Origin of the sequence: Cellulomonas sp. NPDC058312, from assembly GCF_042880135.1 — a bacterium.
In the GTDB taxonomy this organism is placed as follows: domain Bacteria; phylum Actinomycetota; class Actinomycetes; order Actinomycetales; family Cellulomonadaceae; genus Cellulomonas.
Genome location: NZ_JBHVZE010000006.1, coordinates 216,193 through 229,365 on the forward strand (window position 1 = coordinate 216,193; position 13,173 = coordinate 229,365).

At 74.3% G+C, this 13,173-nt stretch carries 11 protein-coding genes and 1 tRNA gene; 9 read left to right on the forward strand and 3 right to left on the reverse strand.

Features of this window, described 5'->3' with window-relative positions; genetic code table 11:
* The first annotated feature begins 20 nt into the window (after positions 1-20).
* Entirely contained in the window at positions 21-551 is a 531-nt protein-coding gene (locus ACFVXN_RS17475; RefSeq protein ID WP_389235416.1) for a MarR family winged helix-turn-helix transcriptional regulator, read from the forward strand.
* Between the two features lies 1 nt (position 552).
* Here the strand turns inward: ACFVXN_RS17475 and ACFVXN_RS17480 are convergent, their stop codons facing one another.
* Both ACFVXN_RS17480 and ACFVXN_RS17485 read right to left on the reverse strand, forming a co-directional pair.
* On the reverse strand, positions 553-954 hold the full coding sequence (locus ACFVXN_RS17480) for a PGPGW domain-containing protein (RefSeq protein WP_389235419.1): 402 nt from the start codon (positions 952-954) through the stop codon (positions 553-555).
* 51 nt (positions 955-1,005) lie between these two features.
* Positions 1,006-1,650 carry a TetR/AcrR family transcriptional regulator gene (locus ACFVXN_RS17485; RefSeq protein ID WP_389235422.1) on the reverse strand — a complete coding sequence of 215 codons (645 nt, stop codon included), beginning with the start codon at positions 1,648-1,650 and terminating at the stop codon, positions 1,006-1,008.
* 219 nt (positions 1,651-1,869) lie between these two features.
* On the opposite strand from ACFVXN_RS17485, the gene ACFVXN_RS17490 reads away from it, so the two are divergent.
* The 6 genes from ACFVXN_RS17490 to ACFVXN_RS17515 are packed head-to-tail and all read left to right on the forward strand — an operon-like array spanning position 1,870 to position 9,596.
* Entirely contained in the window at positions 1,870-3,546 is a 1,677-nt protein-coding gene (locus ACFVXN_RS17490; protein ID WP_389235425.1) for an ABC transporter substrate-binding protein, read from the forward strand.
* Positions 3,547-3,605: 59 nt separating this feature from the next.
* Positions 3,606-4,427, forward strand: a complete 822-nt coding sequence (locus ACFVXN_RS17495) for an ABC transporter ATP-binding protein (protein ID WP_389235428.1) — start codon at positions 3,606-3,608, stop codon at positions 4,425-4,427.
* Positions 4,424-5,224 (forward strand): ABC transporter ATP-binding protein, encoded by an 801-nt coding sequence (locus tag ACFVXN_RS17500; protein WP_389235431.1) that lies wholly within the window; start codon positions 4,424-4,426, stop codon positions 5,222-5,224. The genes ACFVXN_RS17495 and ACFVXN_RS17500 overlap by 4 nt, the downstream gene beginning before the upstream one ends.
* The gene (locus ACFVXN_RS17505; protein ID WP_389235434.1) at positions 5,221-6,288 is read left to right on the forward strand and encodes an ABC transporter permease; all 1,068 of its coding nucleotides are present in this window, start codon (positions 5,221-5,223) and stop codon (positions 6,286-6,288) included. The genes ACFVXN_RS17500 and ACFVXN_RS17505 overlap by 4 nt, the downstream gene beginning before the upstream one ends.
* A 3-nt stretch (positions 6,289-6,291) precedes the next feature.
* Positions 6,292-7,275 carry an ABC transporter permease gene (locus ACFVXN_RS17510; RefSeq protein WP_389235437.1) on the forward strand — a complete coding sequence of 328 codons (984 nt, stop codon included), beginning with the start codon at positions 6,292-6,294 and terminating at the stop codon, positions 7,273-7,275.
* Complete coding sequence (locus ACFVXN_RS17515; RefSeq protein ID WP_389235440.1) at positions 7,275-9,596, forward strand: glycoside hydrolase family 3 N-terminal domain-containing protein; 2,322 nt, start codon at positions 7,275-7,277, stop codon at positions 9,594-9,596. The genes ACFVXN_RS17510 and ACFVXN_RS17515 overlap by 1 nt, the downstream gene beginning before the upstream one ends.
* Before the next feature lie 31 nt (positions 9,597-9,627).
* Here ACFVXN_RS17515 and ACFVXN_RS17520 read toward each other — a convergent pair.
* Positions 9,628-9,700, reverse strand: a tRNA-Arg gene (locus tag ACFVXN_RS17520).
* Between the two features lie 132 nt (positions 9,701-9,832).
* Here ACFVXN_RS17520 and ACFVXN_RS17525 point away from each other — a divergent pair.
* Complete coding sequence (locus tag ACFVXN_RS17525; protein ID WP_389235443.1) at positions 9,833-11,530, forward strand: dynamin family protein; 1,698 nt, start codon at positions 9,833-9,835, stop codon at positions 11,528-11,530.
* Positions 11,527-13,074 carry a GTPase gene (locus ACFVXN_RS17530; RefSeq protein WP_389235446.1) on the forward strand — a complete coding sequence of 516 codons (1,548 nt, stop codon included), beginning with the start codon at positions 11,527-11,529 and terminating at the stop codon, positions 13,072-13,074. The genes ACFVXN_RS17525 and ACFVXN_RS17530 overlap by 4 nt, the downstream gene beginning before the upstream one ends.
* The last annotated feature ends 99 nt before the right edge of the window (positions 13,075-13,173 follow it).

Consider the following 13,173-nt stretch of genomic DNA (forward strand, 5'->3'; position numbering starts at 1 on the left):
CCAACGCTACGATGGTCCCCATGACCGACGACCCCCGCTGGCTGTCCGCGCGCGAGCTCCAGGCCTGGATGCGCCTGGAGGCCGTGGCCGAGCTGCTGCCCGCCGCGCTCGACCAGCAGCTGCAGCGCGACGCGGACCTCTCGCACTACGAGTACCTCGTGCTCGCCAAGCTGTCCGAGGCCCCGGACCGCACCCTGCGGATGAGCGGGCTCGCGTCCAGCACCAACGCCACCCTGCCGCGGCTGTCGCACGTCGCCGCGCGCCTCGAGGCCCGCGGCCTGCTCACCCGCACCCGCTCGACCGACGACCGGCGCGCGACGCTCGCGCAGCTGACCGACGCGGGCTGGGCGAAGGTGGTCGCGACGGCCCCGACCCACGTGGCCGAGGTCCGCCGCCTGGTGGTCGACCGGCTGACGCCGGAGCAGGTCGAGCAGCTGGACGCCATCGCGCTCGCGGTCCTGGGCGCGCTCGACCCGGAGAACCGGCTCGAGGCGCAGAACCCGGTCGTCGACCCCGCCGAGGCCTGCGGCAACGAGGCCGGCGCCGCCTGAGTCAGGCGGCGGCGTCGCGGCGACGGGCCCGCGCGGCGCGGCGCTCGCGGAACGCGTGCCAGTACCGCAGCACCATCGCCTTGAGCCGGTGGTTGAAGCGCTGGATCACCGCGAACTCGGTCCCGAGGATGCCGAGCCCGAGGAAGATCGCGAGCCACCCGGGCCCGGGCAGCACCAGCATCGCGATGCCCGCGAGCACCACAGTCGAGCCGACGACCGTCACCACGACCTTGTAGGTCAGCCGCAGCCAGGGCCGGCTGTCCAGCCGCTCCCGCAGACGGGCGAGGAACCGGTGCGCGCCGGTGTCGGTGCGCTCGCCCGCGGCGATCTCGGCGGCGAGGTCGTCGGTGCCGGCGTCGGCCGGCGCGGGGCCGGTGCCGTCGGAGGGCGTCGGTGCGGTCATGCCTCAACGACGTCCGGGAGGGCCGCGTTGTTCCCGACCCGGCGGGCGACGTCAGCCGGTGGCGTCGCCGAGCGCGGAGGGCGCGGGGTCGATCACGGCTCTGACCAGGGCGTCGATGGCGAACGCGCTCGCCTCGGCGAGCTCGACGTCGTCGGGTGCCAGCAGCCACTGGACCTGCAGGCCGTCCATCACGGCGAGGATGCCGGCCGCCGCGCGGTCGACCGTCTCCGGGACCGTCATGCCCCGCTCGGCGCAGACCCGGGTGAAGGCGTCGCGGATCTCGCGGCGCAGGGTGCGGTACCGGTCCTCGAAGTAGGGGCGGCCGGGGTGGTCGTCGGTCACGGACTCGGCGGACAGCACGGCGTAGGCCTGGACGATCCCGGAGCGGTGCTCGTTCGCGAACGCGGTCCGCACCAGGTGCCGGAACAGCTCGATGCCGTCCGGGATCCGCTGGTTCGCGAGCCCGGCGACGTCGGTCTCGTCGCGGTAGCGCAGCACCTCCAGCAGCAGCTGGTCCTTGGACCCGAAGTGGTGCAGGATCCCGGCGTGCGTCATGCCGACCTGGTCGGCGATCTCGGTGAGCGGGCCCCGGTTGTACCCCTTCGCGCCGAAGGTGGCCGTGGCGGCGCGCAGGATCTCGGTGCGCTTGGCCAGGGTCTCCGGCCGGGCCCGTGGCACGCGCCTCTCCGTGCTCATCCGTTCCTCGCATCCTCGTTCCGCGCGCCCCTCGGCGTGCGGCCACCCTAGCGGCGCCGACGGCGGCCGAGGCCGCCGGGGTCACGACTTCATCACGGCTTCGCCCGGGGGCTGGATTTCACTTACTGACAGTGTAGTAACCTCACGCCAGCGCGATCGCGACGATGCGGCGCGACCTCAGAGGTGACCGTGCGGGCGCCTCGTTTCAAAGGAGAAACCATGAGGGTGAAGTTCCCGGCGATCGCGCTCGGCGTGGCCGCCGCGCTGGCGCTGACGGCATGCTCCGGAGCCTCGGGCGGGGGAGGGAGCACCTCGTCCGGCGGGGGCGGTGCCGCCCTGACCATCGCCAAGCCGGACGGTGCGATCACCACCGAGTCGAACAACCCGTTCCTGGGCGACAGCTCGGCCAGCATGTACGGCTACCGCTACGCGATGTTCGAGACGATGGCGCTGGTCAACACCGCCGACCCGACCGTGGTCACGCCCCGTCTGGCGTCGAGCGTGGAGTGGAACGCGGACTACACCGAGCTCACGGTCACCGCCCGGGACGGGGTGACCTGGCAGGACGGCGAGCCGTTCACCATCGACGACATCGTCGGCACCTTCGACATGTACCTCGACGGCCGGCTCACCGACACCGCCGCGCTCGACTACCTGGGCGCCGACGTCGACGGCGACTCCGCGACGCTGAAGTTCGGCAACTCCAAGTTCGTCAAGCGCAGCACGGTGCTGCACGTCCCGATCGTCCCGATGCACATCTGGGACGGCATCGACGACCCCTCGACCGCCGCGCTCACCGGCGAGGGCGAGGCGATCGGCACCGGCCCGTACGTCCTGTCCAGCTGGTCGACGGAGTCGGTGACGCTCACCGCCAACCCGGACTACTGGGACGGCGAGCTCGCGGTCCCGGAGCTGCACTACGTCTCCTACGGCGACAACTCCGCCCTGGCGACCGCGCTGGCGACCGGCGAGGCGGACTGGGCGCAGGCGTTCCTGCCGCAGGTCCAGGAGACCTTCCTCGACAAGGACCCGGCCAACCGCTACCTGGTCACCCCGACCGCCGGTGCCGGGACGCTGTTCCTCAACCTCAACCGCAAGCCGTTCGACGACGTCGCGCTGCGCGAGGCGCTCGCCTGGACCGTCGACCGCGACGCCTACGTCGAGATCGCGCGGGAGGGCGCCTCGGCCGTCGTGGACTCGGTGACCGGCCTCGGCCCGTCGCTGGAGCAGGACGTCGTCGACGAGCTCGCGGGGCAGACCTACGAGGTCGACCTCGACAAGGCGACGGCCATCCTCACGGACGCCGGCTACACGGGTGTCGGCGACGCGCTCGTGGACCCGGACGGCGAGCCGGTCACCTTCGCGATCTCGGTCCCCGCCGGGTGGACCGACTGGAACACCGAGCAGGCGCTGCTCTCGGAGCAGATGAAGGAGCTCGGCATCGAGGTCACGATCGAGCAGCCCGACTGGGGCGGCTGGGACGAGGCCCGCAAGACCGGCGACTTCGACGCGATCATCCACTGGCTCGACGGCGAGGGCGCCTGGGGCGTCTACGACTCCATCATGGGCACCCGCTGGATCACGCCGGACCCCGAGACCGGCGAGGAGCGGGCCGACTTCAACTTCGGGCGGTACAGCAACCCGGAGGTCGACGCCGCGCTGAACACGTATGCGAGCACCGACAACGACGCCGACCGTGCAGCCGCGATGACGACCCTGCAGGAGGCGTTCGTCCGGGACGTCCCGGCGATCCCGCTCGGCTCGCACCCGCTGCTGGGCCTGTTCAACGAGCGCAGCTACACCGGCTGGCCCACCGAGCAGGACGCCTACGCCTCGGCCGACCCGACCCAGGCCGAGGTCGCCCTCGTCCTGAGCACCCTCGAGCCCGTCGAGTGACCCCGTGCCGGGGGCGGCGCCCGCCGCCCCCGGCACCCCTCGTGCAAGGAGATACCCAGATGAGCGACCCCCTCCTGTCGGTGAGGGACTTCTCGGTCCGGTACGAGACCGCCGCACCCGTGGACGCGGTCAGGGACGTGTCCCTCACCGTCCACCGGGGCGAGGTCCTCGGGCTCGCCGGCGAGTCCGGCTGCGGCAAGACCACCCTCGCCTACGGCGTCCAGCGCCTGCTCAAGCCCCCGGCCGTCATCCCCGGCGGGTCCGTCACCTGGCACGACGCCGACGGCAGCGACCTCGACCTCCTCGCCCTGGACGCCGACGCGATGCGCGCGTTCCGGTGGGACAAGATCTCGATGGTGTTCCAGGGGGCGATGAGCGCCCTGAACCCGGTGGCGACGGTCGGCGCCCAGCTCGCCGACGTCTTCGAGGTGCACCGGCCCGCGATGTCCCGGGCCGCACGCACCGCCGCGGTCGTCGAGCTGCTCGAGATCGTCAAGGTCGGGGCGGCGCGCATCAAGAGCTACCCCCACGAGCTGTCCGGCGGGATGCGCCAGCGCATCATGATCGCGATGGCGCTCGCCCTGCGCCCGCAGCTCGTGGTCATGGACGAGCCGACGACGGCGCTGGACGTCCTGGTGCAGCGCGAGATCCTGCGGGAGATCACCGGCCTGCGGGAGGCGTTCGGGTTCTCGGTCGTGTTCATCACCCACGACCTGCCGCTGCTGCTGGAGATCTCCGACCGCATCGCGGTCATGCGCGCCGGGAGGATCGTCGAGATCGACACCGCGGAGCACATCTGGTTCCGGCCGCAGCACGAGTACACCCGGACCCTGCTGTCGTCCTTCCCCCGCCTGACGGCCGAGCGGGGGGCGGCCTCGTGACTGCGATCGAGCTCCGCGGCGTCTCCAAGACCTACCGCGTCCGCGGCGCCGGGTCGGTCGACGCCCTGGCGGACGTGTCGTTCGCGCTCACGAGCGGGCAGACCATCGGCATGGTGGGCCAGTCCGGCTCCGGCAAGTCGACGGTCGCCAAGATCCTCACCCAGATGGAGCGGCCCACCAGCGGGCAGGTGCTCCTCGACGGCCGTCCGGTCCCGACCCGGGGCGCGGCGCTGCGCGCCTACCGCCAGCAGCTGCGCATGGTCTTCCAGGACCCGTTCGCGTCGCTGAACCCGTACCACTCGATCCGCCACCACATCGAGCGCCCGCTCGCGCTCTCCGGGGTCGTGCCGCCCGAGCAGGTCGACGCCGAGGTGCACCGCCTGCTGGCCAGGGTGCAGCTCGACGCCGACGCCGTCGTCGACCGCCGGCCCCACGAGCTGTCCGGCGGCCAGCGCCAGCGGGTCGCCATCGCCCGGGCCCTGGCCCCGCGCCCGGCCCTGCTCGTCGCGGACGAGCCGGTCTCGATGCTCGACGTGTCGCTGCGGATGGGCGTGCTCGCCCTGCTGTCCGACATCCAGGCGCAGGACGGGCTCGGGGTGCTCTACATCACCCACGACCTCGCCACCGCCCGGTACTTCTCGGACGAGATCATCGTGCTCAACCAGGGACGGATCGTCGAGCACGGCTCCGCCGACGACGTCATCCTGCGCCCGCGGCACCCGTACACCCGCGCGCTCCGCGAGGCGTCCCCGGACCCCGAGCGCTTCTTCGCCGACAGCGCCGGAGGTGCGCGATGACCACGACCAGCAGCCCCCCGGCCGACGTGGTCGCCGACGGGACCACCGCGACCCGGACCACGCCGGCCCGCGCGCGAGCCCCGTGGCGGTTCATCGGCCGGCGCGTCGCGTTCTACCTGTTCACGCTGTGGGCCGCGATCACCCTGAACTTCTTCGTGCCCCGCCTGATGAAGGGCGACGCCGTCGACAGCTACCTCGCCCGCAACCGCGGGATGTCCCCGGAGGCGGCCGACGCGCTGCGTGCCCTGCTCGGCCTGGACTCCGACCGGACGCTGGGGCAGCAGTACGTGGACTACCTGGCGATGCTGGCCCGCGGCGACCTCGGCGTCGCCATCACGCACGGACTGCAGCCGGTCGGCCAGGTCATCGCGAACGCGCTGCCGTGGACCGTCGGCCTGATCGGGATGGCGACCGTGTGCTCGTTCCTGATCGGCACCGTCGGGGGCGCGGTCGTCGGCTGGCGGCGCGGGTCCCGGCTCGACGCCCTCATCCCGATCACCACGTTCCTGTCGACCGTCCCGTACTTCTGGATCGGGTTGATGGCGATCTCGGTGTTCGCCGTCACGCTCGGCTGGTTCCCGATCGGCAAGGCCTACGGGATCGGCACCACGCCCGGCCTGACGGCGGAGTTCCTCGGGCAGGTGGTCCGGCACGGCGCGCTGCCGCTCGCCACGATCGTCGTCGCCTCGCTGGGCGGCTGGATGCTCGGGATGCGCAACATGATGCTCACCGTCCTCGACGAGGACTACGTCACCGTGGCGCAGGCCAAGGGCCTGCCGAACCGGCGCGTGCTGTGGCGCTACGCCGCACGCAACGCCGTCCTGCCGCAGATCCAGTCGTTCGCCCTGTCCATCGGCTTCATCGTCGGCGGCGCGATCATCGTCGAGCAGGTCTTCTCCTACCCCGGCGTCGGCAAGATGCTGCTCGACGCCACGAACGCCAAGGACTACGCGCTGATGCAGGGCGGGTTCCTGGTGATCGTGCTGGCCGTCCTGATCGCCAACATCCTGGCGGACGTCGCCTACGCGGTCCTCGATCCCCGTACCCGCCAGTCGGAGGCATGAGCGATGACCACCACACAGCCGACCCCCCTGGGGCGTGGCGCCCGGCTCGGCGCGGCCTTCGCGATGTTCCGCAACGGCAAGTCGGTCGCCGGCCTGTCGATCCTCGCGGTGTTCGTGGTCGTCGCGGTGTTCGCCGAGCAGCTCGCCCCGTTCTCCCCGACGCAGATCGACGCGACCGCCCGGCTCCAGCCGCCCAGCGCCGCGCACTGGTTCGGCACGACCCACCTCGGCGAGGACGTCCTCAGCCAGGTCATCTACGGCACCCGCGGCGTGGTCGTCGTCGGCGCGCTCACCTCGCTGATCTCGATGGCGATCGCCATCGTCGTCGGCGTCCTGGCCGGCTACCTGCCGGGATGGCGGTCCGAGGCCCTGTCGGCTCTGGCGAACGTCTTCCTCGTCATCCCCGGCATCCCGATCCTCATCATCATCGCGTCGCGGTTCACCAACCCGCCGCTGTGGGTGGTCGCCGCGATCCTCGGGATCCTCGGCTGGGGGTGGGGTGCCCGGGTGCTGCGGGCGCAGACGATGTCGCTGCGCAATCGCGACTTCGTCCAGGCCGCGAAGCTCAACGGCGAACCGCTGCGCCGCATCATCGGCGTCGAGATGCTGCCCAACCTCACCGCCCTGATCGCGTCGTCGTTCGTCGGCTCGGTCACCGCGGCGATCCTCGGCCTGACGACGCTGTCCTACATCGGCGTCATCCCCGTCAACGCCTACAACTGGGGCACCATCCTGAACTGGGCCTCGGCCCAGGGCGCCTTCACCCAGAACCAGTGGTGGTGGTTCCTGCCGCCCGGGCTGTGCATCGCCGCGATCGGCGTCGCCCTGGCACTGTTGAACTTCGGCATCGACGAGTACATCAACCCCCGGCTGCGTTCGGCGGGCGAGCTCGCTCGTGCCATGCGCCGCAGGGGCCTCGACACCACCGCCGGCGTCACCGCCGTCACCTCGACCACCACGACCACCACGCAAGGACCGACCACCTGATGAACCCCCGCTATCTCGATGCCAGCCTCCCCGTCGCCGACCGCGTCCAGGACCTGCTCGCCCGGATGACCGCCGAGGAGAAGGTCGGGCAGATGCTCCAGCTCGACGCGCGCGGCGACCTGGAGGACCACGTGCTGCGCACGGGCGTCGGGTCGATCCTGCACACCTCGCCGGACCGCCTGGTGACGGCCCACGAGCTGACCGACCGCACCCGGCTGCGCATCCCGCTGCTGGTCGGCGAGGACTGCATCCACGGGCACTCGTTCTTCGTCGGCGCGACGATCTACCCGACCCAGATCGGCATGGCCGCGACCTGGGACCCCGCGCTGGTCGAGCAGGTGGCGCGGGCGACGGCGCTCGAGGCGGCCACCACCGGGGTGCACTGGACGTTCAGCCCGGTGCTCTGCATCGCCCGCGACCTGCGCTGGGGCCGCATCGACGAGACCTTCGGCGAGGACCCGTACCTGATCGGGGAGCTCGCGTCCGCGATGGTCCGCGGCTACCAGGGTGACGGCCTGGCCGACCCGACCGCGATCCTCGCCACGGCCAAGCACTTCGCCGGGTACTCCGAGACCCAGGGCGGGCGGGACGCGTCCGAGGCCGACATCTCGCGGCGCAAGCTCCGGTCGTGGTTCCTGCCGCCGTTCGAGCGGGTCGCCCGCGAGGGGTGCGCGACGTTCATGCTCGGCTACCAGTCGATGGACGGCGTGCCGATCACGGTCAACGACTGGCTGCTGAACGACGTGCTCCGCGGCGAGTGGGACTACCCGGGCATGCTCATCACCGACTGGGACAACGTCGGCCGGATGGTCTGGGAGCAGCAGGTCCAGCCCGACTACGCCCACGCCGCCGCCGCGGCGGTCAAGGCCGGCAACGACATGGTGATGACCACCCCCGGCTTCTACCAGGGCGCCCTCGACGCCATCGCCCAGGGGCTGCTCGCCGAGCACGACCTCGACGCCGCCGTCAGCCGCATCCTCACGCTGAAGTTCCGGCTCGGGCTGTTCGAGGACCCGCGCCGCCCCGACCTCGCCGCGCAGGCCGCGGTCGTCGGCTCCCCGGCGCACGCCGACCTCAACCTCGAGGTAGCACGGCGCTCGCTGGTGCTGCTCCGCAACGACGGCGTCCTCCCGCTGGCCGGGGGCTTCACGCCCGGCGGACCGGCCGCGATCCCGGTCGACGGCGGCGTCCCCGCGCCCGCCGCCGTCCGCGCGGGCGCCGGCGACCCGACCCCGCGCCGCGTCGCGGTCGTCGGCCCGCTCGCCGACGACGCCCAGGTCCAGCTCGGCGACTGGGCCGGCAGCTCCGGCCAGGCCGACTGGCTGCCCGACGGCCACCCGCGCGACATGATCGTCACGGTCCTCGACGGCCTGCGGACCGCGGTGCCCGACGGCTGGACCGTCACCCACGCCCGCGGCGCCGACATCGTGTCGCTCGAGCCGGACCCCGCCGGGCCGTTCTACCCCGACGGCCAGCCGCGCCCGCCGATCGGCGTGCCCGTCCCGCCCGACGCCGACCGGATCGCCGAGGCCGTCGCCGCCGCCCGGGACGCCGACTACGTGGTCGCCGTCGTCGGCGACTGCATCGAGCTCGTCGGGGAGGGGCGCTCCACGGCCACCCTCGAGCTGGTCGGCGGGCAGGTCGCGCTGCTCGACGCCCTCGCCGCGACCGGGACGCCGCTCGTCGTGGTGCTGCTCGCGTCCAAGCCGCTGGTGCTGCCCGACTCCGCGCTGGACGCCGCCGCGGTGGTCTGGGCCGCGAGCCCCGGGATGCAGGGCGGGCAGGCGCTCGCGGAGCTGCTGCTCGGCCTCGTCGAGCCCGCCGGCCGGCTGCCGATCTCGTTCGCGCGCCACGCCGGCCAGCAGCCGACCTACTACAACCAGATCCGCGGCCAGCACGGCGACCGGTACGCCGACCTCACGCAGCGCCCGGCGTTCGCGTTCGGCCAGGGCCTGTCGTACACGACCGTCGACTACGCCGACCTGCGGCTCGACCGGGCCACGGCAGCGGTCGGGGACACGGTCCGCGCGACCGTGACGCTGACCAACACCGGCACGCGGCCGGCGCGGGAGACCGTGCAGCTCTACGTGTCCGACACGATCACCTCGGTGTCCTGGGCCGACCAGGAGCTCACGGCCTACCGGCAGGTCGACGTCCCGCCGGGGGAGTCCGTCGACGTGACCGTCGACCTCGCGGTCGCGGACTGCACGATCGTGGACGCCGCCGGGGTGCGGGTCGTGGAGCCGGGGGCGTTCGAGGTGCGCGTCGGGCGGTCGTCGCGCCGGGAGGACCTGCTGGTCGCGGTGTTCGAGGTGGTGTGACGCGGCGGGGGCGCCCGCCCGCCGGGTGCGGTGCCCCCAGCAGGACTCGAACCTGCAACCGACGGATTAGAAGGCCGTTGCTCTATCCATTGAGCTATGGAGGCGTCGGGCCGGCCGCGGGCCGGTCCGGCGCACCAGACTACGCGGCGCCGCGCACGTCCCGCGGATCGACACAGTCGCAGGTCACGCGGCGCGGACGTTTGGTGCCGTACCCCCGGACGGGTGAGGATGGGGGAGTGAACGTGCAGGCGGCGGATTCGGCCGCGAGGGACATCCTGGACCGGCCGCTCGCCGCCACGTCCCTGCTCGATGCGATCACCGACCTGCTGCGCGACGTGCGTGCCACGGACTTCCCGCTGGAGGTCCCCGGCGTCGAGGCCAGCCGCGCGTCGCGGACCCGCCTGGTCGACCAGCTCGCCGACCACCTGGTGCCGCGCCTGCGGCAGCTGTCCGCGCCGGCGATCGTCGTCGTGGCCGGGTCGACGGGTGCGGGCAAGTCGACGCTGGTCAACTCCCTGGTCGGGACCGAGGTCACCACGGCGGGCGTGCTCCGGCCGACCACGCGGCGGCCCGTCCTGGTGCACCACCCGGAGGACGCCGAGCTGGTGCGCGAGCACCCCGTGACCGACGCGGTCGAGGTCGTCGCGTCCGAGCAGGTGCCGCGCGGCATCGCCCTGATGGACGCCCCCGACCTGGACTCCGTGGAGGCCGGCAACCGCCGCTCCGCGCACCGGCTGCTCGAGGCCGCCGACCTGTGGCTGTTCGTCACGACCGCCGCCCGGTACGGCGACGCCCTGCCGTGGCGGGTGCTCGGCGGGGCGACCGAGCGCGGCGCGTCCGTGGCGATGGTGCTCAACCGCGTCGACCCGACGTCGCTGCCGACCGTTCGCGGCGACCTGCTCGAGCGGCTCCGGTCGCACGGGATGCAGGGCTCGCCCCTGTTCGTGGTGCCGGACGTCGGCCCGCACGCCGGGATGCTCGAGCCCGGCGTCGTCGCCCCGATCAACCGCTGGCTGTCGATGCTCGCCGGACCCGACCGGGCCCGCACCGTCGTCGCCCGCACCCTGCGCGGCTCGCTCGCCGCGCTGCGGCCGTGGGTCGACGAGCTCGCCGAGGCCGTCGAGGCCCAGGCCGCCGCCGCGACGACCGTCCGCGAGGCGCTCGACGAGGCCGTGCGCGCCCCCGCCGACGACGCGCGCCGCACCGTCACCCGCGGCACCGTCGCGCAGGGGTCCGCGCAGGCCCGCTGGGCCGAGCTGACGGCACCCGGTGCGCCGCTCGCGGGCGTGGTCCGCGGCTCCGGCAAGGTCGACCGCTCGCGCCGCACCGGCCGGGAGCGCGCCGCTGCGGTGCTGCCGCTCGTCCAGGACCTGGTGTCGTCCGCCGCGTCGACGCTCGCGGCCGTGGGCGCCGCCACCGAGCGGGCGCTGCGCGACGCGCTGGCGACGGGCCCCGCCGGCGCGCGCTCCGCCGCCGAGGCGTGGTCCGCGACCGACCGTGCGGCCGACCGGCCCCGCGAGGTCGAGCGCGCCGCACGCGAGTGGGTCGGCGGCGCGGTCGACGTGCTCACGGGGATCGTCTCCGGCCCGGTCCCGGTGCCCGACGGCGCCGACCGCGCGACCCGGCGCGCCGCCGCCCGGGCCACCCGGCGCGCCGAGGCCGCCCAGCGCGCGCTCGGCGACGAGGGGCTGGCGGCGCTCGCGCTCGCGGCCGCCGCCGGGCTGGAGCCGGCCGACCGGATGCTGGGCGACCTGCTGGGCGCGCGCGGTGCGGCGGTCGTCGCCGAGCTGCGCGACCGGCTCGCCGGCCACGCCGCCGCGCAGGCCGAGCGGGAGCGCGACGCCGCGCTCGCGGTGCTGGACCGGCCCGAGCTCGCACCCGACGCCGCGTCGACCCTGCGGCTGCGGCTCGCCGTGATCAAGGGGCTGACATGACCGAGCCGACGACCCCCGTGGCCGTGCCCGCCGACCCGCCCGCGCCGGCGCCCGCCTCGCCCGAGGCCGACCCGGGGAGCGACACCGCGTCGCTGACCCGCCGGCTCGCGCAGCTGCAGGAGGCGCTGGTCGTCGGCGGGGACCGCATCGACCCGGCGACCGCGGCGCGCGTCCGGGAGAACGGCGACCACGTGCGGGCCCGCCTCGCGCTCGGCGTCGACCACACCGTCGTCGCGCTGCTAGGCGGCACGGGCTCGGGCAAGTCCAGCCTGTTCAACGAGATCTGCGGCCTCGACTTCGCGGAGGTCGGCGTCAAGCGTCCGACCACGTCGGAGGCCACCGCGTGCGTGTGGGGCGCGGGCGGCGACGCGCTGCTCGACTGGCTCGAGGTCGACCCCGACCACCGCATCGAGCGGGAGAGCGCGCTCGACGGGGACACCGAGGCGCCGCTGCGCGGGCTGGTGCTGCTCGACCTGCCCGACCACGACTCCATCGAGGACGCCCACCGGGCGGCGGTCGACCGGCTCCTGCCGATGGCGGACCTGCTGGTGTGGGTCGTCGACCCGCAGAAGTACGCGGACGACGCCCTGCACTCCGGCTACCTGCGCGGCCTCGTCGGGCACGAGGGCGCGATGCTCGTCGTGCTCAACCAGGTCGACACCGTCCCCGAGGGGCAGCGCGACGCGCTGGTCGAGGACGTCTCCCGGCTGCTCGTCCAGGACGGGCTGACCGGTGTCGAGGTGCGTGCCACGTCGGCCCGGACGGGCGAGGGCGTCGCGGAGATGCGCGACACCCTGGCCGAGGTCGTCGGCCGGCAGAGCCTCGCCGCCCGGCGTGCGTCGGCGGAGATCTCCGACGCGGCCCGGCTGGTCGAGGCGGAGGTCGCCGACGCCGAGCCGCCCGCCGACGTGCTGGACGTCACGCCCGTGGCCGTCACGCTCGCCCAGGCCGCCGGGCTGCCGGCGATCGCCGACGCCGTGGCCGCCGTCGTCCGGGGCAGCGAGGACCCGCTGCCGTCGTTCGTCTCCGTGCAGGAGGGCGCCGTCGCGCTCGCCCGCGGGCAGTGGGCCGACGCCGTGACCGCGCGGCTGCCGCGCCGCTGGGCCGAGTCCGTCCGCGCCCGGCTGGCCGGCACCGAGCAGATCCGCTCCGCGGCCGATGACGCCCTGTCCCGGGTCGCCGTGGTCGCCCGCCGGTCCGGCCTCGCGGCCACGCTGTCCGTCCTGGCGTTCGTGCTCGGGGCCGCGGCCCTCGTGGCGGCCGGGGTCGGCGGCGGGCTGGCGCTCGGCACCGGCGGTCTGGGCGAGGCGCTGCGCCTGGCCTGGCCGGTCGCCGTGGGGGCGGCCGTCCTCGCGGTGGTCGCCGCGGTGCTCGCGGTGCGCGCCCGACGGTCGGCCGCGGTCCGGCGGGCCGAGGGTGTGCGCCGTGACGGTCGCGAGGCGCTGGAGGGCGTGGCCCGGACCTGCCTCGCGGAGCCGACGGCCGCGGTGCTCGCGGAGCACCGCCGGGTCCGCGAGCTCGCGCACGGCGCCCGGCAGGCCTGACCGCTCCACGAGCGGGCACCGACCCCTCCACAGGCACGAGGGCTGCGCGTCGTCCCCAGATCGAGGCCCGGGGCCGTGCGCCGGTGCCACCCGGGCGGC